This window comes from Arthrobacter sp. (assembly GCF_030540645.1).
In the GTDB taxonomy this organism is placed as follows: Bacteria; Actinomycetota; Actinomycetes; order Actinomycetales; family Micrococcaceae; genus Specibacter.
Genome location: NZ_JAUNVV010000015.1, coordinates 9,281 through 30,891 on the forward strand (window position 1 = coordinate 9,281; position 21,611 = coordinate 30,891).

The following is a 21,611-nucleotide window of genomic DNA, read 5'->3' on the forward strand; positions in this document are numbered from 1 at the left end:
GGTGAAATGCTGCAAAACACTGTGGAATTGGTCACAGGCGTTGCCAACACCGTCGCCGACGGAATCGCCGATCTGCGCCACAGCCTCACCGACCTGCGTGCCGCCGCCACCCCCCTGGGGCTCGAACTACTCAGTGCTGGCACCCACCCCTTCAGCAACCCGAGCGAGCAGGCCGTCACCGACAAGGAACGCTACGCCAAACTGGTGGACAGGACCCAGTGGTGGGGCAGCCAGATGCAGATTTACGGTGTCCACGTCCATGTAGGCCTGGACCATGTTTCCAAGGCCATGCCGGTGCTGGACGGGCTCGTCAACCATTTCCCGCACTTCCAGGCACTCTCCGCTTCCTCCCCTTACTGGAATGGGGTGGACACCGGATACGCTTCCCAGCGCGCCCTGATGTTCCAGCAGCTGCCCACGGCCGGGCTGCCGTTCCAATTCCCCAACTGGGCCGCCTACGAATCCTACGTCCAGGACATGTTCACCACCGGTGTCATTGATGCCCACAATGAAATCCGTTGGGACATCCGCCCCGTCGCAAACCTCGGCACCATTGAAATGCGCATCTGCGACGGCATGTCCACGCTTGAGGAGATCGGCGCCGTCGCCGCACTGACCCAATGCCTCGTGGAAGACTTTTCCACCACCTTGAACGACGGCGGCACCATCCCCACCATGCCGCCCTGGCACATCCAGGAAAACAAGTGGCGCGCAGCCCGGTACGGCATGGACGCCATCATTATTTTGGATGCCGCCGGCAACGAACAACTCGTCACCGAGCACCTCGTTGAGCTGCTGAACAAGCTGGAACCGGTCGCTGCCAAGCTGGGCTGCTCCAACGAACTGGCCAGCGTGGAAAAGATTATTGCCAGCGGCGCCAGCTATCAACGCCAACGACGCGTTGCCGCCGCCCACGGAGGCGAGCTGCGCGCCGTCGTGCGTGAACTTGTTGCGGAAATGGCAAGCAACTAACCCCACCGGCTGGCGGGATAACGCTCTCCGAATGTCCCGTGGCGTGGAGCTTCTTAGCTAACTCTCAGCTGCCTCGCGTAAGAATTAGGGCAGGGCCATTACGTCCTGCCCTAAAACTTCACGCCACCTATCAGGGAGTTCCCGCATGGCACCACCGCCCCACAGCAGCAACGAAGCTGGAATCCTGTTCCGCACACGCCTGGCCGTGCTTCCACAGCCTGCCTATTGGGGACTCTGGGTGGCCGTCTTGTCTGTCGCAGTGCTGGCAATCGGTTTCTATGCCGTGGGAACGCCGGACTTCAGCACGGGTGAGTTCACTATTGACCAGCAGCTGAGCAGAAGCCACGTTGGCATCCTGACTTTCATCGCCATGAGCATCGGGACTGTTTTTTCGCCTGCGGGCGGGGTCCTCATCATTGCCGCACTGTGCCTATTTCTGCTGATCGTGCGTAAATCGCCGGTCAACGCCGTGGCCTTTGGCGGTGTGGCGGCTGCCGGTTGGTTGTCCAGTCAATTCTTTAAGGCCATTGTTGAACGGCCCCGGCCAAACCCGGCCTTGCTCTTTGACCCGTTGGCACCGGAAACAGGATCCAACAGCTTTCCCAGCGGCCACGTGGCCTTGGTCGTTGGCCTCGCTTGGGCCTTCTTCTTCCTTCTCAGGAACGGTCCATGGGCGAAACCAGCCGTGGTCCTGGGCGTTCTGGTGTCCGTCGCCGTCGCGTGGTCCCGGCTCTACGAAGGCGTCCACTACCCCAGCGACGTCATCGCGTCTTTCCTGGCTGCGAGCGCGGGTGTGCTGTTGTTTTGCGGTTTGTGGAACCGTTTCCAAGCCCAGCTGCTGCACCGCATTCCACTCCTGGCACGCTTCGGGCCTGTTGCCGCGCCCAAGACCGGAGCCAATGCGGCTGGCGGCCCCGCCGGTGGTCCGACTCGTGGCCCCGCCTCGTCGGGAGGATCCACACCTGCAGGCAGTTCCTTCTCCCCCGATCAGAATTCCTGAGGCCGCGTGGTGTCTGCCGTTTTACCTGCCATTCAGTATTTTCTTCCCCTAACCGGGACCCAGCACTCCGGACTGCTTTCCGCCCTGGACCCCGTAACGCTGCTGGAGGGGCTCGGGCCGGCGGTACTGGCAGTCGTAGCCTTGATCGTCTTCATTGAATCAGGTCTGTTGTTTCCATTCCTGCCCGGGGACTCGCTCCTTTTCACGGCTGGACTGCTGCACCACGAGCTCAATATTTCGCTGCCAGTACTCATTGGGGTGGTGGTGCTGGCTGCCATTGCCGGAGACCAAGTGGGGTATTTCCTGGGCCGTAAATTTGGCCGCCGCTGGTTTAAGGACGACGCTAAAATCCTCAAGAGCAAATACCTGCATGAAACCGAAGACTTCTTTGCCAGGCGCGGTGGCTGGGCCATTGTGCTGGCCAGATTTGTCCCCATAGTGCGCACCTATGCTCCCCTCGTTGCCGGGGTGGCCAACTACAACTACCGAAAGTTCACGCTGTGGAACATCGTCGGGGCCGTGGGCTGGGCCGGCTCGATCGTCATGCTGGGAACCTGGCTGGGGCACTTTGAGGTGATAGCCAACAACATTGATATCTTGGCTGCGCTTCTTGTGCTGGCCTCCTTGCTGCCGGCTGGCATCAGCTTCCTGCTCAAACGCCGCACAGTCAGGGCCGGCAAACCTGCGCAGGACGACGCCGCGGGCAGCTAGCCGCCCATCCAGCACTTCGAAAGTGGTGCAGTCGATGACTACAAACTGATGCTGGTCACCGGCATGGAGGAATCCGGGGCGAAGGACAGCTCGCTTGGAACCACGCCGTTCATCACCAGCTGCGCACCCAAGGCCGCCACCATGGCACCATTGTCGGTGCACAGGGACATCTTCGGCACCAGCAGCACGATGCCCGCCGCCGCACAACGCTGCTGAGCCAGCACACGCAGGCGGGAATTGGCGGCAACTCCCCCGCCCAGCAGCAACGTCGTGATGCCTTGTTCCTTGCACGCCAGCACCGCCTTGGCCGTGATGACATCCAGCACTGCTTCCTGGAACGACGCCGCGATGTCCGCCACGGGGATGTCCTCACCCCTGGCTTCGTAGCCTTCCACGCAGCGGGCCACGGCAGTCTTCAGCCCAGAGAAGGAGAAGTCGTAGCGGTGCGGCCCCGGCGCTTCGGAAGTTCCCATGTATTTGGGCATGGTCAGCCCGCGCGGGAAACGGACGGCCTTGGCGTTACCTTCCTTCGCCAGCCTGTCAATGGCAGGACCGCCCGGGTAGTGCAGACCCAACAGCCGGGCCACCTTGTCAAAGGCCTCCCCCGCCGCGTCGTCTATCGTGGCCCCGAGCAGTTCCACGTCGGAGGCAATGCTGCGCACCCGCAGGATCTCCGTGTGACCGCCGGACACCAACAACGCGCCAAGGTTTTCCGGCAGCCCCCCGTCCTTTCCGACAGCAGCGATGAACTCATCCAGCAGTGCGACTCCCACATGTGCCACCAAGTGGTTGATGGCGTACAGCGGCTTGCCCGTCGCCAGGGCCAAGGCCTTGGCGGCGCTGACACCGACCATGAGGGCACCAGCCAAACCTGGTCCGCTGGTGACAGCGAAGGCATCGACGTCATCGAGACTCACCCCGGCATCGGCCAAAGCCTGCTGAAGGGTGGGGACGAAGGCGTCAAGGTGGGCGCGGGACGCAATTTCGGGGATGACCCCGCCAAAACGTATGTGTTCCTCCATGGAGGAGGAGACCGTGTTGGTCAACAGTGTTGTGCCGCGCACCAGCCCCACGCCTGTTTCATCACAAGAGGATTCAATCCCCAGGATCAGCGGTTGGGTGTGGTTCATGGGTGGTCCTTCGCGGTGGTGGGAGCATCTGGTGCCGGCAACGAAAGGTGCATGACGAGCCCGTCGGAGCCGTCCCGGTAGTATTTGCGCCGGGTGTGGATGTGGCTGAAGCCGTAGCGTTCGTAGAGCCGTTGGGCACGGGGGTTGACCGCGCTGACTTCGAGCATGACCTCGGTAGCACCGCGTTTTGCAGCTTCGGTGATGAGTTCATCCATCATGGCCCGGGCGATTCCCCGGCCTTCATAGTCCGGGAGCACACCAATGGTTTGGATGTCCCCCGTCGGCGGCACACACATGAGGCCTGCATAGCCGACGGCGGTGCTGCCGCCATCGGCGTCGGGCACCTCGGCAATGACATAGCGGCGGGTTTCAGGATGTTCAAGTTCCTGGACAAACATGCTCCTGGGCCAGGCGTCTACACCGAAAAGCAGCTTGTCCAGGGCGGCAATGAAGTCAATGTCGCCCGGCCCCATGTCGCGTAGAAGTGCCGGCGGGCCGCCCGGTATTGCTTGTTGACCCGGCCCGGGCATCACAGGGCCCGCTTTCGGGGGCCGGGCACTTTCGCGTCGGATTCGCGCAGGTACAGCGGGGTCGATGGTAAAAATCCGGCTGTTTCGAGTGAACCGGACCCGGCAATCCGGCGGGCAGCCGCGCGTGCCAACTCAAAAGCAGTGGGCTGCGTGTGGGCGAACGTTGGGTGGACGCTGCAGCCGTTGCTTTCCAGCACGGCTTGATACAGTCCGGCGCCTGCGCCAAAGACCTGGAGGCCGAAAATCTCCTCTGCCGGTCCCACATGGGGCCCGTCAATCAGGTGGGCACCGGCACTGTATTTGGCCCAATACACTTCCTTACGACGCGCGTCGGTGGCTACCACAAAGTCGTTCATGGCCAGCGGACCAACTGCACGGCCATCCCGACGCGCTGGTGTGTCAAAGACTTGCTGGGCCAGCGCGTCAAGGCTCATCATGCCGTAGAGGGGTACACCCCACGTGAAGCTGAGCGTGCGAGCCATCGCAATGCCTGAACGCAGCCCTGTGAACGGGCCCGGGCCGGTGCCCACCACAATCGCATCCAGTGCCGGACCTTCCACAACAGGGTCGGTGAAAAGCGATTTCACCCCTGGTGCCAGCACCTCGGCATGGCTGCGAGTGTCGTCGGTGGCAAAGTTGGCCACCAGTTCCGTGGTCCGCACCAGATCCAACGGATCGAAGTCAAGGACCGCGGCGCTGGCAATGGCGGAGGTGTCAATGGTCAGGATTCGCACGGGTTTATTGTCAATTCTGTAATTTGTTTAGGCGGGCCAAGCTTGGAAAAGTCGGTGGTGGCCCAGCGTGGCCCGACGGCGCGCAGGCGCAGCGTGCGAGGTTCCCCATCATCTTCATCGGCGTCAAAGCTGTCGGCAAAGTCAGGGGCTTCGCCAGGTTCACCGGACCCGGCAACCTGTCCGGTTTCGGTGGGCCCCGCAGCCTCGGGTATCCCATTGCCGACGGCGCGCAGCAGTTCAATTTCAAGGCGGCTGGCGGCAAGATGTTCAACCCTGTCTTCGCCCCACTCAACAACTGTCACCGAGCTGTCCATGGTGTTTTCCAAATCGATGTCATCGATTTCCCCTGGCGTGGCAAGCCTGTACGCGTCAACGTGGACAAGATCGGGCCCTCCTGGGTTGTGCCCCTCCGGCAGGTTCGGGTGAATGCGCACCAACACGAAAGTCGGCGAGATGATGCCCGGGCGCACACCGAGGCTGCGCCCCAAACCTTGGGTAAACGTAGTTTTTCCCGCGCCGAGTTCCCCGCTGAGGATGATGAGGTCACCGGCTTGGAGCAGTGCAGCCAGCTTCTCGGCGATGTTCTGGGTTTGCTCAGGCGTGTCCGTGACGAACTCCCACACCATCAGTGTGCACCGTCGCTGTCGGCAGTAGCCTCTGACGCGCAGTCAGCCTGTCCAACATAGGTGCGCGGCACGCGCTGGCTGATCCGCGTCACGATCTCATAGTTGACCGTCCCGGCAGCTTCAGCCCACCGCTCGACGAGGGGTCCGCCGTCGAGCCCGTTGCCAAAGATCTCGGCTGTGGCCCCCAGCGCCGTTCCTGCCGTGTCGGCAAAGTGGCTCCGCCCGGCAGGCCCCAAGTCAATCACCATCTGATCCATGGCGATGCGCCCCACCACCGGGTACGTGATGCCGCCAACGCGTACTGGCCCGCCAGTGGCAACGCGCGGTATGCCGTCTGCGTAGCCCAAGGGCACCAGCCCCAAGGTGCTGGGTTCTGCCGTGGCGTAGTTCAGCCCGTACGACACCCCTTGGCCGGCAAGCACGTCCTTGCACAACGCGATGTGGGTTCGCAGCGTCATGGCCGGAACAAGGCCCAGCTCTGCGGAAGTAGTGTCAGCAAACGGAGACAGACCGTACAGGCCCAGCCCCACCCGCACCATGTCAAAGTGGGTGTCCGGACGGGACAACGTGGCCGGGGTGTTGGCGAGATGACGGACGTCCACATCGAGTCCCGCGTTCTCCACCACGGCCACAGCCTCGCGGAATCGCGCAAGCTGCAGATCGGTTTCGGGACGGTCCGTTTCATCGGCGACGGCCAGGTGGCTGAACACGCCTACAACGCGCAACACACCCTGACGCTGGTAGCTCGCGGCGGCTTCAACCAGCGTGGGCCAATCAGCCAACGAGCAGCCGTTGCGGCCCAGCCCGGTGTCCACTTTCAAATGCACCCTCGCCGGGTGTTCCAAGGAACGGGCCGCTTCAACGATGCTGTCCAGTTCCCAGCCGGAGCAACCAAGGTCGATGTCAGCCGCGACGGCCGCGGCAAAGTCGGTGGCTGGGGTGTGCAGCCACGCCAGAACGGGCGTCTTCAGCCCGGCTGCACGCAAGCCCAGTGCCTCACTGACATGGGCGGTGCCCAGCCAATCGGCGCCGGCGGCCACTGCTGTTTGGGCCACCTGGATCATGCCGTGTCCGTAGGCATCGGCCTTGACCACTGCCATGAGTTGGGCCGGCGCGGCAATGGAACGAAGGCGGCGGACATTGTTGGCGATCGCGGACAGGTCAATGATGGCTTGCCGTTCTAGCTCAGGAACGGGCGCAACGAAGGTGCTCACATCCCCATTTTAGGCCTCTTCCCCGACACCGCCCGCCAGCGCCGTCCGTCACTTCGCCATGGCACGTTTTTTGGACGACGTGCCCTCGTTGCGTTCGGGCTAGGTTCAGTGACTTGGCGGTGGCAAGATTAGGGTAGTAACAGCCCAGCTTTGACGTGTTCGTCGGCGGCTGCGCGCAACATCCACCAGGAAGGCAGCTGTGCACCAAGTCCGGCGCGTCGCCATGCTGTCCCTCCATACTTCCCCGCTCGAGCAGCCGGGCGGCGGCGACGCAGGTGGCATGAATGTCTACGTTCTGCACCTGGCCCTCGAGCTCGCCGCCATCGGGGTGGCCGTGGACATTTACACGCGTCGGACCGCCGAAGGACAAGCTAACCACGTGCAGGTGGCAGCCAACGTTGCCGTTCATCACATCACAGCTGGCCCGTTTACGAAGATTTCCAAAGAGGCTCTGCCTGATTTCATTCCCGAGATGGCCGATGCCGTGGCAGCTCATGTAAGTGCTCTGCCCGGGGATCCTGTCACTGTCATCCATTCGCATTACTGGGTTTCCGGCATGGCGGGGATCTTGGTGGCCCAGGCGCTGGACTTGCCGCTTGTGCACACCATGCACACCATGGCACGGGTCAAAAATAATCACCTGCCGCACGGGCAAACCGCCGAACCAGGCATCCGGGAGGACGGCGAGCAGCAGATTGTGAGTGCCGCCACTCGCCTGATAGCCAACACTGCAGCCGAGGCGGCCGAGCTCGAAGGCCACTATGACGGTTGCGAGCAGCGCATCGATGTAGTCTCCCCCGGCGTCGACCTGAAGATTTTCAAGCCTGCCTTCCGCGACCGGTCCCGGCAGCTGATGGGCATCACCCGCGAACATTTCCATGTGGTGTTCGCCGGGCGGCTGCAGCGACTCAAGGGCCCGCACGTGCTGGTCGGAGCCGCCGCCCTGTTGCGTCACGAGCGCCCCGACATCAACTTGCTGTTGACGTTTTTGGGCGCCCGCAGCGGCAATGACAAGTACGATCTCGAGCATATGATTGACGACGCCGGATTGGCCAGCATCGCTTCCATCCTGCCTCCTGTGGGGCCTGGGCAGCTTGCTGATTGGTACAGGAGTGCCGACGTCGTGGCCGTGCCATCCTCCAGCGAATCCTTCGGTCTGGTGGCCTTGGAAGCCCAGGCCTGTGGCACGCCCGTCATTGCCACAAATGTCGGCGGACTTCCGCGTGCTGTCAGCGATGGCCGCACGGGACTTCTGGTTGAGGGCCGCTCGGCGCGCGTGTGGGCGGATGCGCTGGCATCCCTGCATGACTTCGGCGAAACCCGTGCAGACATGGGCCGAGCCGCTTCCGTCTTTGCCGAATCGTTCGGCTGGGAAGACACCGCTGCCCAGACCATCCTCAGCTACGATCTGGCCCTGACTTACCAATATGTGGCCCCACCTGGTTGTTGAGAATTGTGCGTGAGCTCTTTCACAAGCGGCTGTTACCCTGTACGGTTTGTCAGATACCCGCCAACTTTGACAAATTTGTCAATTCTGGCGTTCCGCTGATCGCTCCGGCAAAGGCGCCGGGCGGTCCCCGCCGAAAGGTTCGCATTACTCGTGAAACATCTGGGGAGATCTCTGTTCAGCAAACCAGGCTTCAGGAGGGCTGCGGCAATATCCGCCGGCCTCCCGCTGCTCCTGTCCACCGTGGGGGTGCTGCCGGCGACTGCTGGCACGATGCAGTCCGCGCCTTCCACCGTCCAAACAAAAAATATTGACACGATTGACTACCAGGCCGGCCGCTACATTGTGGTCCTGGCCGAAAAACCCGCCGCCACCTACGACGGCGGAACGACCGGGCTGTCCGCAACCCGGCCAGTGCAAGGCCGCAAACTGGACGCCGCGCGTCCGGAGGTCAAAAAGTACCAGGCCCACCTGGAAAACCAACAGGTTGCTGTGGCTAAATCGGAAAACGTCACGATCAAGCACAAGTTCACAGCAGCCATCAACGGCTTCTCCGCCACGCTGTCCGCTGACCAGGCTCTCGCCCTGGCCAAGGACCCAGACGTACTGATGGTCGCGCCGGACACTGAAAACGCACCCGACTACTCCACCACCGACTTCCTGGGCCTCAGCGGCAAGAAAGGCTCGTGGAAAACGGACTTTGGCGGCGTAAAGAACGCCGGTAAGGGCGTGGTGGTCGGCGTGATCGACTCCGGCTACACGCCGTCGAACCCGTTCTTTGCAGGTGAGAAGGTCAAACCGCTGAAGGGCAATCCCCAAGTGGGGGTCCCGTACCGCACGGCTGACGGCAATTTCGCCATGCTGAAGGCCGACGGCGCAACATTCGTCGGCGAGTGCCAAAAGGGCGTCGGTACCGGCGCAGACTTTGACGGCACCGCCTGCAACTCCAAGGTACTCAGCGCCCGCTACTTCGCAGACACCTTCCTGAGCTCCGTGGCTCCCGAGCACCGAGCACCGCAGGAACTCATCTCCCCTGTGGACGTCAGCAACCACGGCACCCATACGGCCAGCACCGCCGCAGGCAATCCCAACATCCACGCCAACATCGGCAGTAAAGATCTTGGCATCACCGGCGGCATTGCCCCGGCAGCCAAGCTCTCGATCTACAAGATCTGTTGGGAGGACGATGACCCGGGCACAGGCGGCTGCTACAGTTCCGCCTCGATCGCAGCCATCAACCAAGCGATCTTGGACGGCGTCGATGTGCTCAACTACTCCATTTCCGGCAGCACTTCCACCACCACGGACCCCGTAGCCTTGGCCTTCCTTTCCGCCGCATCGGCAGGCATTTTTGTTGCAGCCTCAGCTGGCAACTCCGGGCCCACGCCCAGCACCGTTAACCATGGCGCCCCGTGGCTGACCACCGTGGCCGCCACTACCTTCAGCTCCGAGTTGCAAGGGACGGCTGAATTTTCCGACGGCAGCAAGTTCCGCGGAGCCAGCATGATGGACCACGAGGTCCCGCCCAGCCACGTCGTGTTGGGCGCTGACGCAGCCGCAGCGGGAGCATCCACACCGGAGCTTTGCGGTCCGGACTCGCTGGATGCAGCCAAAGTGACTGGCAAAGTGGTGGTTTGCGACCGCGGCGTATTTGACCGCGTTGCCAAGAGCGCCGAGGTCAAGCGCGCTGGCGGCATCGGCATGATTCTGGTCAACATCATCAGCGGGTCCGAGGACCTGGACCTCCACGCGGTCCCCACCGTCCACGTCAACCCGCCGGCCAGTCAGGAGATCAAGGACAAGGTCACGGCCAATCCGGACATTTTGGTAGCCCTCGTCGACAAGGACACCACGGGGCTGCCTGTTGACCCACAGCCACAGATTGCTGGCTTCTCTTCCCGCGGACCACTCACGGCCACGGATTCAGACCTACTCAAGCCCGACGTCGCAGCACCCGGAGTCAACGTATTGGCAGGGGTTTCTCCCATTGGTTCGGACGGTGCCCAGTTTGGCATGATGTCAGGAACTTCGATGGCTGCCCCGCACGTTGCCGGATTTGGAGCTCTGCTCCTTTCCAAGAACCCACTATGGTCCCCGGCAACGGTCAAGTCAGCCATGATGACCACCGCCTCTGATGTGGTCAACGAGGACGGGACGAAGAACACCGGCGTATTTGCCACTGGCGCAGGGCAGGTGGCCGTAGCCAATGCCCTGGAACCAGGGCTGGTTTACGATGCCGGCGTCGATGACTACTTGAAGTTCGTGCAGGGCACAGGCTTGGACCTGGGCATCCCGGGATTGGGCAGCACCCCGGCACGCGACATGAACGTGGCTTCGTTCGCCGTCGGCAGTCTGACCGGAAAAGTCACCGTCACCCGTACGCTGACCGCGCTGACCCCGGGTCTCTACCGTGCCAGCGCAAGTATCCCCGGCGTGGATGTCACGGTCACCCCTCCGGTGCTGAACTTTAGCTATGCCGGAGAACAACGAAGTTTCAAAGTGACCTTCGAAAATGCCACGGCACCGTTGAGTGAATTTGCCACCGGCAACCTGGTTTGGCAGGGGGCCGGCAAGAATGTGGCCTCCCCCATTGCCGTGCGACCGTTGCCGGTGCTCGCGGATCAGAACATTGCGTTTTCCTCCAAGGGCGTCAACGGCAGCGGTAAGATTCCGGTGACATCCGGAACCAACGCCCCCATCGCGGTCACCTTGGATGGGTTGTCCAAGGCTGATTCCACCCCGATTTCCCTGGTTCCGGGCCCATTGGCGGTGACAGTGAACAAGTCGAATTTCCTGAAGACCGTGACTGTCCCGGAAGGAGCCAAGCTGGCGAAGTTCTCCGTCATCTCCTCTGAGCCTACGGCCGACTTCGACATGATCGTCTTCAACCCTTCCGGAACGTACTCCGATGTGAGGACGGGCTCGGCCAGTGAAACTCTGTCACTGCCGAACCCTGCGCCGGGAACGTACACCATCCTCGCCAACCTGTATTCCAGCAACGGCGGTGCCGCAGTCAACGCAACCGTGGATGCGGCCGTGCTGGGGGCCAACTCCGGCAATGCCACTGTGGCTCCGAACCCGCTGAAACTGGCGAACGGCCAATCAGGCTCCGTGGTCCTGACTTGGTTCGGGCTGGAAACCGGCTCCTACATTGGACGCGTGACATTCGGAGACAGCGGAACCGAGACATTCGTTTCGGTCATCGTCACTCCAGCTGGCAACGCCGTGGCTCCTGACAACGGTAAAAATAAGAAGGATAAGCCAGCCAACCCCGGCAAACCCAAGCAGAAACCCCAGCAGTTGGAGCTTCCCGACGATTCAATGCACACTGACCTGAAACTTTAGGCCAGAGGCAGGCATCCCCTGCCGCCCACACAGCAACTGTGTGTCAGAAACCGTACGAAACCCCCGCATCCCGGGCGTTAATGTGCACCTTCTGGCACACAGTTTGCTGTGTCCGGTCCGTAAAGGCTAGATCGCGCCGGTTCCGCCAGCTACAGCCCCAAAGAGCGGAGCCAGTGCCTGCCAGCGCGCGGTCTGGCAACTGTCCGTGCGTTTGAAGGTCGCGTTGACGGACCGCCCGTTGAACGTGCCGGTGACAACAGCCACCTCCGGGCCACTGAAAACATCCAGGCACGCTTGCTGCGGGCCGGGGACAGGAAAAAAGATGCCTTCCCCGTAGCGGTCCAAGGCTGCCATCGCCGCGGTGGGATCCGGGACTGTTGACCCCGGCCCGGGCTCACCATTGGCGGACACCAGGATGAACACCTGCGGCTGCGCACCGGGCGAGGGTGTCACGGCGATGGAAAGCTCACTTGACTCGAGCGCTGGCTGCGGGGGCTCTGACGGGAATCCACTGTTTGCTGGGGGAATGCTGTTGGACGGTGTCACGGCGGGTGCCTCCGGCTGCGTGGTGTGGACGGAAGCGCTGGAGCTCGGCGGCACGTCGGGCGCGGTTGAGCAGGCAGCCAAACCGGCCACCAATACGGTACATGTCACCGAGGCCACGGAGGCCACGGCCACACGAAACGGAGCCTTTGCGCGGTACGCTGCGCCATTGCCTGCTGCACGGCCAGACGTCGTCGAGGTCCAAAACCATCCCAACTTCAACGCCTCCTCGCGTTTCTGCAATACTAGCCCACCGCGTTCGGGCATGCTTGGAACAAAGCCGCACGCAAAGTTGGTAACGTCACGGATACGACGAGAGGAACCCCTTCCATGAGCAATCCCGCACCAGCATCAACCCACCCCGAGGCCACCTGGTGGCGCCAAGCCGCCGTGTACCAGATCTATCCGCGCAGCTTTGCCGACTCCGACAATGACGGCATGGGCGACTTGCCTGGCATCACGGCCCGCATGGACTACTTGTCGGCGCTGGGAATCGATGCCATCTGGCTCAGCCCGTTCTACCCCTCCGCACTGGCCGACGGCGGCTACGACGTCGATGACTACCGCAACGTCGACCCGCGTCTTGGTTCACTGGACGACTTTGACGCCATGGTGGCCGCCGCCCACGAATCCGGCATCAAGATCATCGTGGACATCGTGCCCAACCACTCTTCAAACTTGCACCCCTGGTTCCAGGCCGCACTCGCTGCGGCTCCGGGCTCCCCAGAGCGCGCCCGCTACCACTTCCTTGACGGGCTGGGCGAGGAAGGCGAGCTGCCGCCGTCGGACTGGCCCTCCCACTTTGGCGGAGGCGCCTGGACGCGGGTGAAGGAGGCAGCGGGCCCGAACGCCGGCCAGCTGGGCCAGTGGTACCTGCACCTTTTCGCTGCGGAACAGCCGGACTTCAACTGGGACAACCCTGAAGTGCGCGAAGATTTCCACACCACGCTGCGTTTCTGGGCGGACCGCGGCGTTGACGGCTTCCGGGTCGATGTGGCGCATGCGTTGGACAAGGACATGTCCCTGCCGCTGCGCTCCAAGCCGGCACTGGAGATCCTGGTCGACGACGGCAGTGACCCGCTCTTTGACCGCGACGCCGTGCATGAGATCTTCGCCGGTTGGCGTTCAGTGCTCAACGAATATGACCCGCCCAAGGCCGCCGTGGCCGAGGCTTGGGTACCGTTTACTGACCGACGGTTGAAGTACGCCCGCCCCACCGAGCTGGGCCAGGCCTTCAACTTTGATCTCCTGCAGGCGCACTTTGACGGCACCGAATTCCGCACCATCGCCGAAAAATGCCTCTCCGAGGCCGAGGCATCCGGCGCATCTTCGACGTGGGTGTTTTCCAACCACGACGTTGTCCGCCACGCGTCCCGCTACGCGCTGCCTGATGACAGCACCTTGGAGACTCTGGAGGCTTGGCTGCTGAGCGACGGCGTCACTCCGGCCACGGACTTGGCTCGCGGTTTGCGTCGGGCCCGTGCCGCGACGCTCTTCATGCTGGGGCTGCCCGGATCTGCCTATCTGTACCAAGGTGAAGAACTCGGATTGTTTGAAGTGGCCGATCTACCTGCGGCAGCCCTACAGGATCCCACCTGGTTCCGCACACAGCACAAGATCAAGGGCCGTGACGGCTGCCGCGTGCCACTGCCTTGGTCCGCCACGGAACTGAACTTCGGATTTGGTGGCACGCCTTGGCTGCCCCAGCCCTCTTGGTTTGCGTTGCAGGCCGCCGACGTACAGGACGGCACCATTGGCTCAACATTGGAAATGTACCGGGACGCTTTGGCGTTGCGACGGAAACTGCAGACGGAGGAGTCGCTGGAATGGCTCAGCGGTGAATCCGGACCGTTGGTGCACTACCGCCGCCCCAACGGCTGGGAAGTGTTGACAAACTTTGCCAACAAGCCCGCACCACTGCCATCCGGCGTCGACGTAGCCAAAGTGGTGCTCAGCTCCGGCGATCCCGCCGACGCGACCACGACGATCCCGGCAGAGACAACCCTCTGGATCGCCCCCTAACCCCTACCGACCCTCCTGCACTTTCGGGGCGGTCCCACCCGACCCTCCTGCACTTTCGGAGCCACTTCCCACGACGCCTCTGCACTGTCCGCCGCATCCATCACAGCTATGGGGGATAGTGCAGAGGCGCCTGTGGATAACTTCTGCGGCCAAGGCACGATCAGGGCCACAATATCTACATGGACGCACCGCTGAAATCCCGACTCCCTTGCACCCCGTTCACCCTGCGCGAGGCCGAAGCGCTGGGGCTTTCACCAGATCGACTGCGGTCCAAGAGCTTTGTGGGTGTCGGTCACGGACTGTACAGACCGGCGTCCTGGGACTTTGAGCTGCGGGATGCGGCCCGGGCACTCTGTGCGGCAACGCCGGGCGCCTGGATCTCACACACGACGGCGGCGCGTCTGCACGGGCTGATTCTTCCACCATGGTTGTCAGATTCCAATGAGCTCCACCTCAGCAAGCCACGGAAGCTGGTGGGCGTCCGGAGGAAGGGCGTCATCGGCCATACGGTGCTGGCCCGTGCCGGGGAAGTTGAGACGGACTGGGACTTGCTGATCAGCACACGCGCCCGGACGTGGCTTGACCTAGCACGGGTCCTTCCACTGCCCGAGCTCACGTGCATCGGCGACCAACTGATCCGCCTGCCCCGCGCAGTATTCGAGGGCCGCGACACACCATATGCCACGGTTGCCTCGCTACGGACGATGCTGGACGGGCACCGAAACCTGCAGGGAATTGTCCGCGCGCGTGAGGCCTTGAGCCTTCTGCGGGTGGGCGCCGACTCCGGCCCCGAGACGCTACTGCGCCTTGCCATGCTCGACGCCGGCCTGCCGGAGCCAGGTCTGCAGCTCACCTTGTGGGAATTGCCGGGTGGACCTTCTGCAGACCTCGGATACCGGAGGCGGAAGGTCGCAATCCAGTACGACGGCAGCAGTCATCTGGACGAGCTTCAAGCCCTCAGCGACCAGCGCCGGGACAGCGCCTTCAGAAATGCCGGTTGGACAGTGCTCATCTTTGGCCGCGAAGACCTTGCCGACGGTTTTACCAGGGCGGTCCGGCTTGTCAAGAAGACGCTGCGGGGCGCCTGGATGGATCCTGCAGTCAGCGCCGGTTTTTGCTCGTAACAACTGACCCATTTCCACCACCGTCAAGCACACCTTAAATGCCGGATGCTCCCTCGTGGGGTGAGGGAGCATCCGGCGTTTGCCACCCGAAAGTGCGGCAGCGTCACCGCCAACACACCCGAAAGTGCAGGAGCGTCGGTGGCGAGGTGGGGCTGGATCAGATGTCGCCGCGAATGAAGGCTTCAACCTTTTCGTGGGCAATATCATCAGCGTACTGCTCCGGCGGGGACTTCATGAAGTAGCTGGAGGCGGAGAGGATGGGCCCGCCAATGCCACGGTCCAGAGCGATTTTAGCTGCACGGATGGCATCGATTATCACACCGGCGGAGTTGGGTGAGTCCCATACTTCCAGCTTGTATTCGAGCGAGACGGGGGCATCGCCGAAGTTTCGGCCTTCCAAGCGGACGAAGGCCCACTTGCGGTCATCGAGCCAGGCAACGTAGTCGGACGGGCCAATGTGGACGTCGTCCTCGCTAAGCACGGCCGAGGTGTTCGAGGTAACGGCCTGGGTCTTGGAGATCTTCTTGGATTCAAGGCGCTCGCGCTCAAGCATGTTCTTGAAGTCCATGTTGCCGCCAACATTGAGCTGGTAGGTGCGGTCAAGGACCACTCCGCGGTCTTCGAACAGTTTGGCCATGACGCGGTGCGTGATGGTGGCGCCGATCTGGGACTTGATGTCATCGCCAACAATCGGAACACCTGCAGCGGTGAATTTGTCGGCCCATTCCTTGGTGCCGGCAATGAACACGGGCAGAGCGTTGACGAAGGCCACACCGGCGTCAATGGCGCACTGGGCGTAGAACTTCGCTGCAGCGTCGGAACCGACGGGCAGGTAGCAGACAAGCACGTCCACCTTGTTTGCCTTCAGCTGGCCAACAATGTCGACGGGCTCGGCGTCCGATTCCACAATGGTCTCGCGGTAGTACTTGCCAAGACCGTCCAAGGTGGTGCCCCGCTGAACTTTGACGTCAAGGTTGGGAACGTCGGCAATTTTGATGGTGTTGTTTTCGCTGGCACCAATGGCGTCGGAGAGGTCCAGCCCCACCTTCTTGCTGTCTACGTCAAACGCTGCAACAAATTGCACATCATTGACGTGGTACTGGCCAAACTTGACGTGCATGAGGCCAGGAACCTTGACACTGGGATCAGCATCTTGGTAGTACTGGACACCCTGCACCAAAGATGCGGCACAGTTTCCAACGCCTACGATGGCAACCCGAATAGGATGATTGGACACGGAACTCCTTCATAAAAATCACACTGGCCCGGTTCTCACTTTGCGGTGATGGTCGACGCACGCCTTTACTCTTGAGGCAAAGGCACGACGCACGGCTGTTTCGACCGGACCTGACGCCCCAACGGCGCCCTAACCATACTAGTCAACTATCGCTGCCCCGAATTTGTTCCCTTCGGGTGCGGGAGTCTCTTTCATTTGCCACACATGTGGGTGCAGCCCAGCTGGGCTGCACCCCTATGGGCTATTTTTGCGCCCACCGGTTGATGGCGGATTCGACGGCGAACTCATCGATCGCTGTCAGCTCGGCCTCCGTGAAGTCCAGGTTGTTGATGGCCGCCGCGGTGTTCTCAAGTTGCGCCACACTGGAGGCTCCCACCAGTGCAGAGGTGACGGAGGTCCCCTTGGATTGCTCGCGCAGGATCCAGGCAATGGCCATTTGCGCCAGGGACTGGCCGCGTCCGGCTGCAATGTCGTTGAGCCCGCGGACCCGGTCCATTTTGTCCTCGGTCAAATCGTTTTCGTGCAGGAAGTGCTCCTTCGCTGCGCGGGAGTCAGCCGGCACACCGTTGAGGTAGCGGTCAGTCAGCATGCCCTGCGCCAACGGGGAGAAGGCGATGCAGCCAGCGCCGACCGTGTCGAGAACTTCGTAAAGGTTCGGCTCGCCGTCCTCGGTCCACCGGTTCAGCATGGAGTAGGAGGGCTGGTGGATGAGCAGCGGCGTGCCCATTTCCTTCAGTATCCGTGCGGCTTCAAGCGTCTGCGCCGGAGTATAGGACGAAATACCTGCGTACAGCGCCTTGCCTGAACGGACGGCATGGTCCAGCGCCCCCATGGTCTCCTCCATGGGGGTCCCCGGGTCGGGGCGGTGGCTGTAGAAGATGTCCACATAGTCCAGGCCCATCCTGGTGAGCGACTGGTCCAGGCTGGAGAGCACGCTCTTACGCGAGCCCCATTCACCGTAAGGGCCGGGCCACATGAGGTAGCCGGCCTTGGTGGAGATGACGAGTTCGTCGCGGTGGGCGGCAAAGTCGTCCTTCAAGTGCCGGCCGAAATTCGTCTCCGCGCTGCCGGCTGGCGGACCGTAGTTGTTGGCCAGATCAAAGTGCGTGATTCCGAGATCAAAGGCGCGCCGCAAAATAGCCCGCTGCACCTCGAACGGCTTGTCATCTCCAAAGTTGTGCCACAGGCCCAGCGAGATTGCCGGCAGCTTCAGCCCGCTGCGGCCCACTCGGCGATATGGCATGGTTTCATAGCGGTTCTCCGCGGCGTGAAAGGTCATGCTCTCAATCTTGCCACGCAATGCTGAGTGCTGCTGCTAGTCCCTGCCCGGGGCTCGCAACACCAGCGCCGAGCGCGCGCTCACCGCCACGGCGCCACCTGCGGCAAAGTCATTCCCGGACACCCCGTCCGTGTGGACTTCCACCACCCAGCGCGAAGCGTAGCTGGCATCAGGCAGCGTGAAGTTGACCGGGTCGGCGCCGCCGTTGAACAACAACAAGAAGCAGTCATCCACCACTTCCTGCCCGTGCTCGTCGCAGTCGGGAAGGCCGTCGCCGTTGAGGAACACGCCGATGCTGTGCCCAAAACCGCTGTCCCAGTCCTGACCGGTCATAGCGGCCGCGTCGGGGCGCAACCACACAATGTCCGCGAGCGCATCGTCATCCCCGCGTTCCACTGGGCGTCCGTCGAAGAACCGACGACGACGGAACACCGGGTGCTCCCGTCGCAGCCTGCCCAGCCGGGAGACAAAGTCAACGAGTCCGGCGTCGGCCTGTTCCCAGTTGATCCAGGTCAGTGGGGAATCCTGGGCGTAGGCGTTGTTGTTACCGTTTTGGCTCCGCCCCAGCTCATCCCCGTGCAGGATCATGGGTACACCCTGGGAGAGCATGAGTGTAATGAGGAAGTTCCGCTGCGCCCGTGCCCGCAGCTCTTGAACGGCAGGGTCGGTGCTGGGGCCCTCCTGCCCGTGGTTCCAGGAGCGGTTGTGGGATTCACCGTCGCGGTTGCCTTCCCCGTTGGCTTCATTGTGTTTGTCGTTGTAGCTGACCAAATCCCGCAGTGTGAAGCCGTCGTGGGCTGTGACGAAATTGATGGAGGCTACCGGGCGGCGTCCTGAATGTCCGTAGAGGTCGGAGGAACCGGTCAGCCGTGAGGCAAATTCGCCGAGAGTGGATGGCTCCCCGTGCCAGAAGTCCCGCACCGTGTCACGGAATTTGCCGTTCCATTCCGTCCACTTTGGCGGGAATTTGCCTACTTGGTAGCCGCCGGGGCCCAAATCCCAAGGCTCGGCAATGAGCTTGACCCGCGACACCACGGGGTCCTGCTGCACCATTTCAAAGAAACTGGAGAGCTTGTCAACGTCGTAAAACTCACGCGCCAACGTGGCTGCCAAATCGAAGCGGAAGCCGTCCACGTGCATCTCGCTGACCCAATACCGCAGTGAGTCCATGATCAGCTGCAGCGAGTGCGGCTGGCGGACATTCAACGAGTTCCCAGTGCCGGTGTAGTCCAGATACAGCTCCTTGTTCTGTTCCTGGAGCCTGTAGTAGGCGTCGTTGTCGATACCGCGGAAAGACAGGGTGGGGCCCAGATTGCTGCCCTCGGCCGTGTGGTTGTAGACAACGTCCAGAATGACTTCCAGACCGTTTTTGTGCAGCTCCTTGACCATGGATTTGAATTCGCGCACCTGGTCGCAGGGGTCGGTACTGGCCGCGTACTCATTGTGCGGGGCGAAGAACCCGATCGTGTTGTAGCCCCAATAATTCCGCAGCCCCTGTTCCAGCAGTCGCTCGTCCTGCACGAACTGGTGCACAGGCATCAGCTCCACCGCAGTGACACCCAACTTTTTCAGGTGCTCCACCACTGCTGGATGGGCGACGGCGGCATAGGAGCCCCGCTGTTCCTGCGGCACATCCGGGTGCAGCTCAGTCAAACCCTTGACATGAGCTTCGTAGATGACGCTCAGGTGGTAGGGAGCCTCGGGATTCACATCGGGGTTGCCGTGCGCGTCATTCCAGTCGAACTCGTTATCCACCACCACGCTGCGGTAGGTGTGGGCGGCCGAGTCCTCATCGTTGCGCACACGGGGTTCGCCCAGTTGGTAGGCGAACACGGGCTGGCCCCAATTCACGGTTCCGTCGATCCCTTTGGCGTAGGGGTCCAGGAGCAGCTTGGCTGCATTGAAACGCACGCCGTTGGCCGGGTCCCAGGGTCCGTCCACCCGGTAGCCGTAGCGCTGGCCTGGCCCGACCCCCGGCACGTAGCAGTGCCACACGTAGCCATCCACCTCGCCCAGTGAAATACGGGTTTCGGCCCCCCCGGCATCAAATAGGCATAGCTGAACGGACGCTGCTCCCTCACTGAAGATGGCAAAATTCGTGCCTTTACCATCAGCGTGCGAGCCCAAGGGATAGTCCTTGCCCGGCCAAACGTCCATGGTGCGCCCCTTAGTTTGGTTCCCTGGCTGCAAGCGCTCCCCACACCGCGGGGATTCTGTTTGCAAGCATTCCGGCATTCAATGGTTCATGGGCACGGGCGTGGCGAGCCAGTTCCCCGTGCAGAGCCGCTGCGAGGGCCGCCGTTGCTGCCAGGTCTTGCGGGGCTGACACCATGGCCAGCAGGGCAACGAGGATCCCAGCCAGGGTGTCGCCGCTGCCAGCCGCAGCCAGCCGCGGGGTGCCATTGGCTTGCGTGAAGACAGCACCCCCAGGTGCCGCCACCACGGTCGTGGCCCCTTTAAGTAGCACAGTTGAACCAAAAAGCTGGGCAGCTCGTCGGGCCGCAGCCAACGGCGCCGCCTCGATGTCAGTACGGTGCATGTCAATGCCGCAACGGGCGAAAAGTGCGCTCAGCTCCCCGGCATGCGGTGTCAGCACCAGATGCGCATTCTTCGCTCCGTCATCGGGATTAACCAGGTCCAAGGCAGCCGCGTCAACCGCAGTGGGCAGCCCCGCCTCCATGGCTTCACGGGCCCGTCCCAGCTGCCGGGAATCGCCGTCGATCCCCGGTCCGGCCAACCACGCCTGCACTCTGACGTCCTGCGGCTCGTCTTGCGAACAGACGACTTCGGGGTTTCGCACATGTAGGGCGTCCGCCACCGAGGGCGGCCCCAGGTACCTCACCATCCCCGGACCGCACGCCGATGCGGCAGCCACGGCCAATATGCCGGCCCCTGGGTACTGCCCGGAACCGGCTATAACCCCGGCCACGCCACGGGTGTACTTGTGATCGGCAACGTTCGGCATGGGAAGCATGGCGGCAAGATCCGCCGGTTCAAGCCGCAGCAGCTCCGACTCACCAAGATAGCTGCCGAGCCCTAAATCAACAAGGCTTATTTTCCCGCAGAACTGTTCACCCGGTGAGGCCAGCAGCCCGGCCTTATGAGCACCAAAAGTGACCGTCAAATCAGCGCGCAGCACGGGAGCATGGACTTCGCCTGTGGTGGCGTCCACGCCACTGGGCAGGTCACAGGCCACAACGGCTGGCCGTGCACTGCCGGAGAGTTGTTCCAGCCGCGCCACTATTGACGCCACCGGCTCCCGCAGCCCACCCCTGCCACCGGTGCCCAGCAGACCATCAACCACGACGTCGGACACCCCGGCTGCTGCGAGGAAGCCAGTCGCGGCCAACGTCGGATCGCCGGCGTCGGCAGACAGGGAAAGACACCGCCCGCCGGCGGAGGCAAAAGCAGCCAGCGCCTCGGGATGAGTGCGGCCACTGGTGAGCAGCGCCGTCGTGCGTGCCCCGCGTGCAGCCAGGAAGGCTCCAGCAAAGAGCGCATCCCCACCGTTGTTGCCTGGGCCAATGAGCAGCGCCACACGTGCTCCGTACACCATGGCGCCCCTTGCACGCAGCGTGGCAAGAACGCCCTGAGCCAAGCCGTAAGCAGCCGTGCGCATGAGCTCCGGGCCACGTCCGGCCGCCAGCAGGGGCGCTTCGGCGGCGCGGACGGAAGCCGCAGAGTGGGCGCTGATCAT

The 21,611-nt window shown here is 62.6% G+C and carries 17 protein-coding genes; 7 read left to right on the plus strand and 10 right to left on the minus strand.

Going from position 1 to position 21,611, the window contains the following annotated elements; translation table 11 throughout:
* From Q4P21_RS04680 to Q4P21_RS04690, 3 genes are all read left to right on the plus strand, one after another.
* A partial coding sequence (locus Q4P21_RS04680; RefSeq protein WP_303387671.1) for a glutamate--cysteine ligase occupies window positions 1-972 on the plus strand: 972 nt, incomplete at its 5' end.
* Window positions 973-1,117: 145 nt separating this feature from the next.
* Complete coding sequence (locus tag Q4P21_RS04685; protein WP_303387672.1) at window positions 1,118-1,972, plus strand: phosphatase PAP2 family protein; 855 nt, start codon at window positions 1,118-1,120, stop codon at window positions 1,970-1,972.
* Between the two features lie 9 nt (window positions 1,973-1,981).
* A complete protein-coding gene (locus tag Q4P21_RS04690) occupies window positions 1,982-2,683 on the plus strand; it encodes a DedA family protein (protein WP_303387673.1) in 702 nt (233 codons plus the stop codon).
* A 38-nt stretch (window positions 2,684-2,721) separates the two neighbouring features.
* Here the strand turns inward: Q4P21_RS04690 and tsaD are convergent, their stop codons facing one another.
* The 5 genes from tsaD to alr are packed head-to-tail and all read right to left on the minus strand — an operon-like array spanning window position 2,722 to window position 6,917.
* Window positions 2,722-3,813 carry a tRNA (adenosine(37)-N6)-threonylcarbamoyltransferase complex transferase subunit TsaD gene (gene tsaD, locus Q4P21_RS04695; RefSeq protein ID WP_303387674.1) on the minus strand — a complete coding sequence of 364 codons (1,092 nt, stop codon included), beginning with the start codon at window positions 3,811-3,813 and terminating at the stop codon, window positions 2,722-2,724.
* On the minus strand, window positions 3,810-4,286 hold the full coding sequence (rimI, locus tag Q4P21_RS04700; RefSeq protein WP_303387675.1) for a ribosomal protein S18-alanine N-acetyltransferase: 477 nt from the start codon (window positions 4,284-4,286) through the stop codon (window positions 3,810-3,812). The genes tsaD and rimI overlap by 4 nt, the downstream gene beginning before the upstream one ends.
* A 56-nt stretch (window positions 4,287-4,342) precedes the next feature.
* Window positions 4,343-5,077 carry a tRNA (adenosine(37)-N6)-threonylcarbamoyltransferase complex dimerization subunit type 1 TsaB gene (gene tsaB / locus Q4P21_RS04705; protein WP_303387676.1) on the minus strand — a complete coding sequence of 245 codons (735 nt, stop codon included), beginning with the start codon at window positions 5,075-5,077 and terminating at the stop codon, window positions 4,343-4,345.
* On the minus strand, window positions 5,065-5,703 hold the full coding sequence (gene tsaE, locus Q4P21_RS04710; RefSeq protein WP_303387677.1) for a tRNA (adenosine(37)-N6)-threonylcarbamoyltransferase complex ATPase subunit type 1 TsaE: 639 nt from the start codon (window positions 5,701-5,703) through the stop codon (window positions 5,065-5,067). The genes tsaB and tsaE overlap by 13 nt, the downstream gene beginning before the upstream one ends.
* On the minus strand, window positions 5,703-6,917 hold the full coding sequence (gene alr / locus Q4P21_RS04715) for an alanine racemase (protein ID WP_303387678.1): 1,215 nt from the start codon (window positions 6,915-6,917) through the stop codon (window positions 5,703-5,705). The genes tsaE and alr overlap by 1 nt, the downstream gene beginning before the upstream one ends.
* Before the next feature lie 199 nt (window positions 6,918-7,116).
* Here alr and mshA point away from each other — a divergent pair, with 199 nt between their 5' ends.
* Together mshA and Q4P21_RS04725 are read left to right on the plus strand one after the other, a co-directional pair.
* Entirely contained in the window at window positions 7,117-8,367 is a 1,251-nt protein-coding gene (gene mshA, locus Q4P21_RS04720) for a D-inositol-3-phosphate glycosyltransferase (RefSeq protein WP_303387679.1), read from the plus strand.
* Between the two features lie 270 nt (window positions 8,368-8,637).
* Complete coding sequence (locus Q4P21_RS04725; RefSeq protein WP_303387696.1) at window positions 8,638-11,709, plus strand: S8 family serine peptidase; 3,072 nt, start codon at window positions 8,638-8,640, stop codon at window positions 11,707-11,709.
* A gap of 126 nt (window positions 11,710-11,835) precedes the next feature.
* On the opposite strand, the gene Q4P21_RS04730 is transcribed toward Q4P21_RS04725, so the two are convergent.
* A complete protein-coding gene (locus Q4P21_RS04730; RefSeq protein ID WP_303387680.1) occupies window positions 11,836-12,468 on the minus strand; it encodes a hypothetical protein in 633 nt (210 codons plus the stop codon).
* 114 nt (window positions 12,469-12,582) lie between these two features.
* Between Q4P21_RS04730 and Q4P21_RS04735 the strand changes: the two genes are divergently transcribed.
* Both Q4P21_RS04735 and Q4P21_RS04740 read left to right on the plus strand, forming a co-directional pair.
* Window positions 12,583-14,274 (plus strand): alpha-amylase family glycosyl hydrolase, encoded by a 1,692-nt coding sequence (locus Q4P21_RS04735; protein ID WP_303387681.1) that lies wholly within the window; start codon window positions 12,583-12,585, stop codon window positions 14,272-14,274.
* A gap of 179 nt (window positions 14,275-14,453) precedes the next feature.
* A complete protein-coding gene (locus Q4P21_RS04740; RefSeq protein WP_303387682.1) occupies window positions 14,454-15,398 on the plus strand; it encodes a hypothetical protein in 945 nt (314 codons plus the stop codon).
* Window positions 15,399-15,555: 157 nt separating this feature from the next.
* On the opposite strand, the gene Q4P21_RS04745 is transcribed toward Q4P21_RS04740, so the two are convergent.
* The 4 genes from Q4P21_RS04745 to Q4P21_RS04760 form a co-directional block, all read right to left on the minus strand.
* Window positions 15,556-16,635, minus strand: a complete 1,080-nt coding sequence (locus tag Q4P21_RS04745; protein ID WP_303387683.1) for an inositol-3-phosphate synthase — start codon at window positions 16,633-16,635, stop codon at window positions 15,556-15,558.
* A 241-nt stretch (window positions 16,636-16,876) separates the two neighbouring features.
* Window positions 16,877-17,914: an L-glyceraldehyde 3-phosphate reductase gene (gene mgrA / locus Q4P21_RS04750; protein ID WP_303387684.1), complete on the minus strand. Its 1,038-nt coding sequence runs from the start codon at window positions 17,912-17,914 to the stop codon at window positions 16,877-16,879.
* A 36-nt stretch (window positions 17,915-17,950) separates the two neighbouring features.
* Window positions 17,951-20,071: a glycogen debranching protein GlgX gene (gene glgX, locus Q4P21_RS04755; protein WP_303387685.1), complete on the minus strand. Its 2,121-nt coding sequence runs from the start codon at window positions 20,069-20,071 to the stop codon at window positions 17,951-17,953.
* Between the two features lie 10 nt (window positions 20,072-20,081).
* Window positions 20,082-21,611, minus strand: coding sequence for an NAD(P)H-hydrate dehydratase (locus Q4P21_RS04760; protein WP_303387686.1), 1,530 nt, complete (start codon window positions 21,609-21,611; stop codon window positions 20,082-20,084).

Bases quoted from the DNA above. Each gene is read 5' to 3' on its own strand.
- Q4P21_RS04740 (WP_303387682.1), top strand. From the start codon at position 14,454: ATGGACGCACCGCTGAAATCCCGACTCCCTTGCACCCCGTTCACCCTG.
- tsaD (WP_303387674.1), bottom strand. From the start codon at position 3,813: ATGAACCACACCCAACCGCTGATCCTGGGGATTGAATCCTCTTGTGAT.
- mgrA (WP_303387684.1), bottom strand. From the start codon at position 17,914: ATGACCTTTCACGCCGCGGAGAACCGCTATGAAACCATGCCATATCGC.
- Q4P21_RS04685 (WP_303387672.1), top strand. From the start codon at position 1,118: ATGGCACCACCGCCCCACAGCAGCAACGAAGCTGGAATCCTGTTCCGC.
- Q4P21_RS04725 (WP_303387696.1), top strand. From the start codon at position 8,638: ATGCAGTCCGCGCCTTCCACCGTCCAAACAAAAAATATTGACACGATT.
- Q4P21_RS04735 (WP_303387681.1), top strand. From the start codon at position 12,583: ATGAGCAATCCCGCACCAGCATCAACCCACCCCGAGGCCACCTGGTGG.
- rimI (WP_303387675.1), bottom strand. From the start codon at position 4,286: ATGGGGCCGGGCGACATTGACTTCATTGCCGCCCTGGACAAGCTGCTT.
- Q4P21_RS04760 (WP_303387686.1), bottom strand. From the start codon at position 21,611: ATGATCAGCGCCCACTCTGCGGCTTCCGTCCGCGCCGCCGAAGCGCCC.
- glgX (WP_303387685.1), bottom strand. From the start codon at position 20,071: ATGGACGTTTGGCCGGGCAAGGACTATCCCTTGGGCTCGCACGCTGAT.
- tsaE (WP_303387677.1), bottom strand. From the start codon at position 5,703: ATGGTGTGGGAGTTCGTCACGGACACGCCTGAGCAAACCCAGAACATC.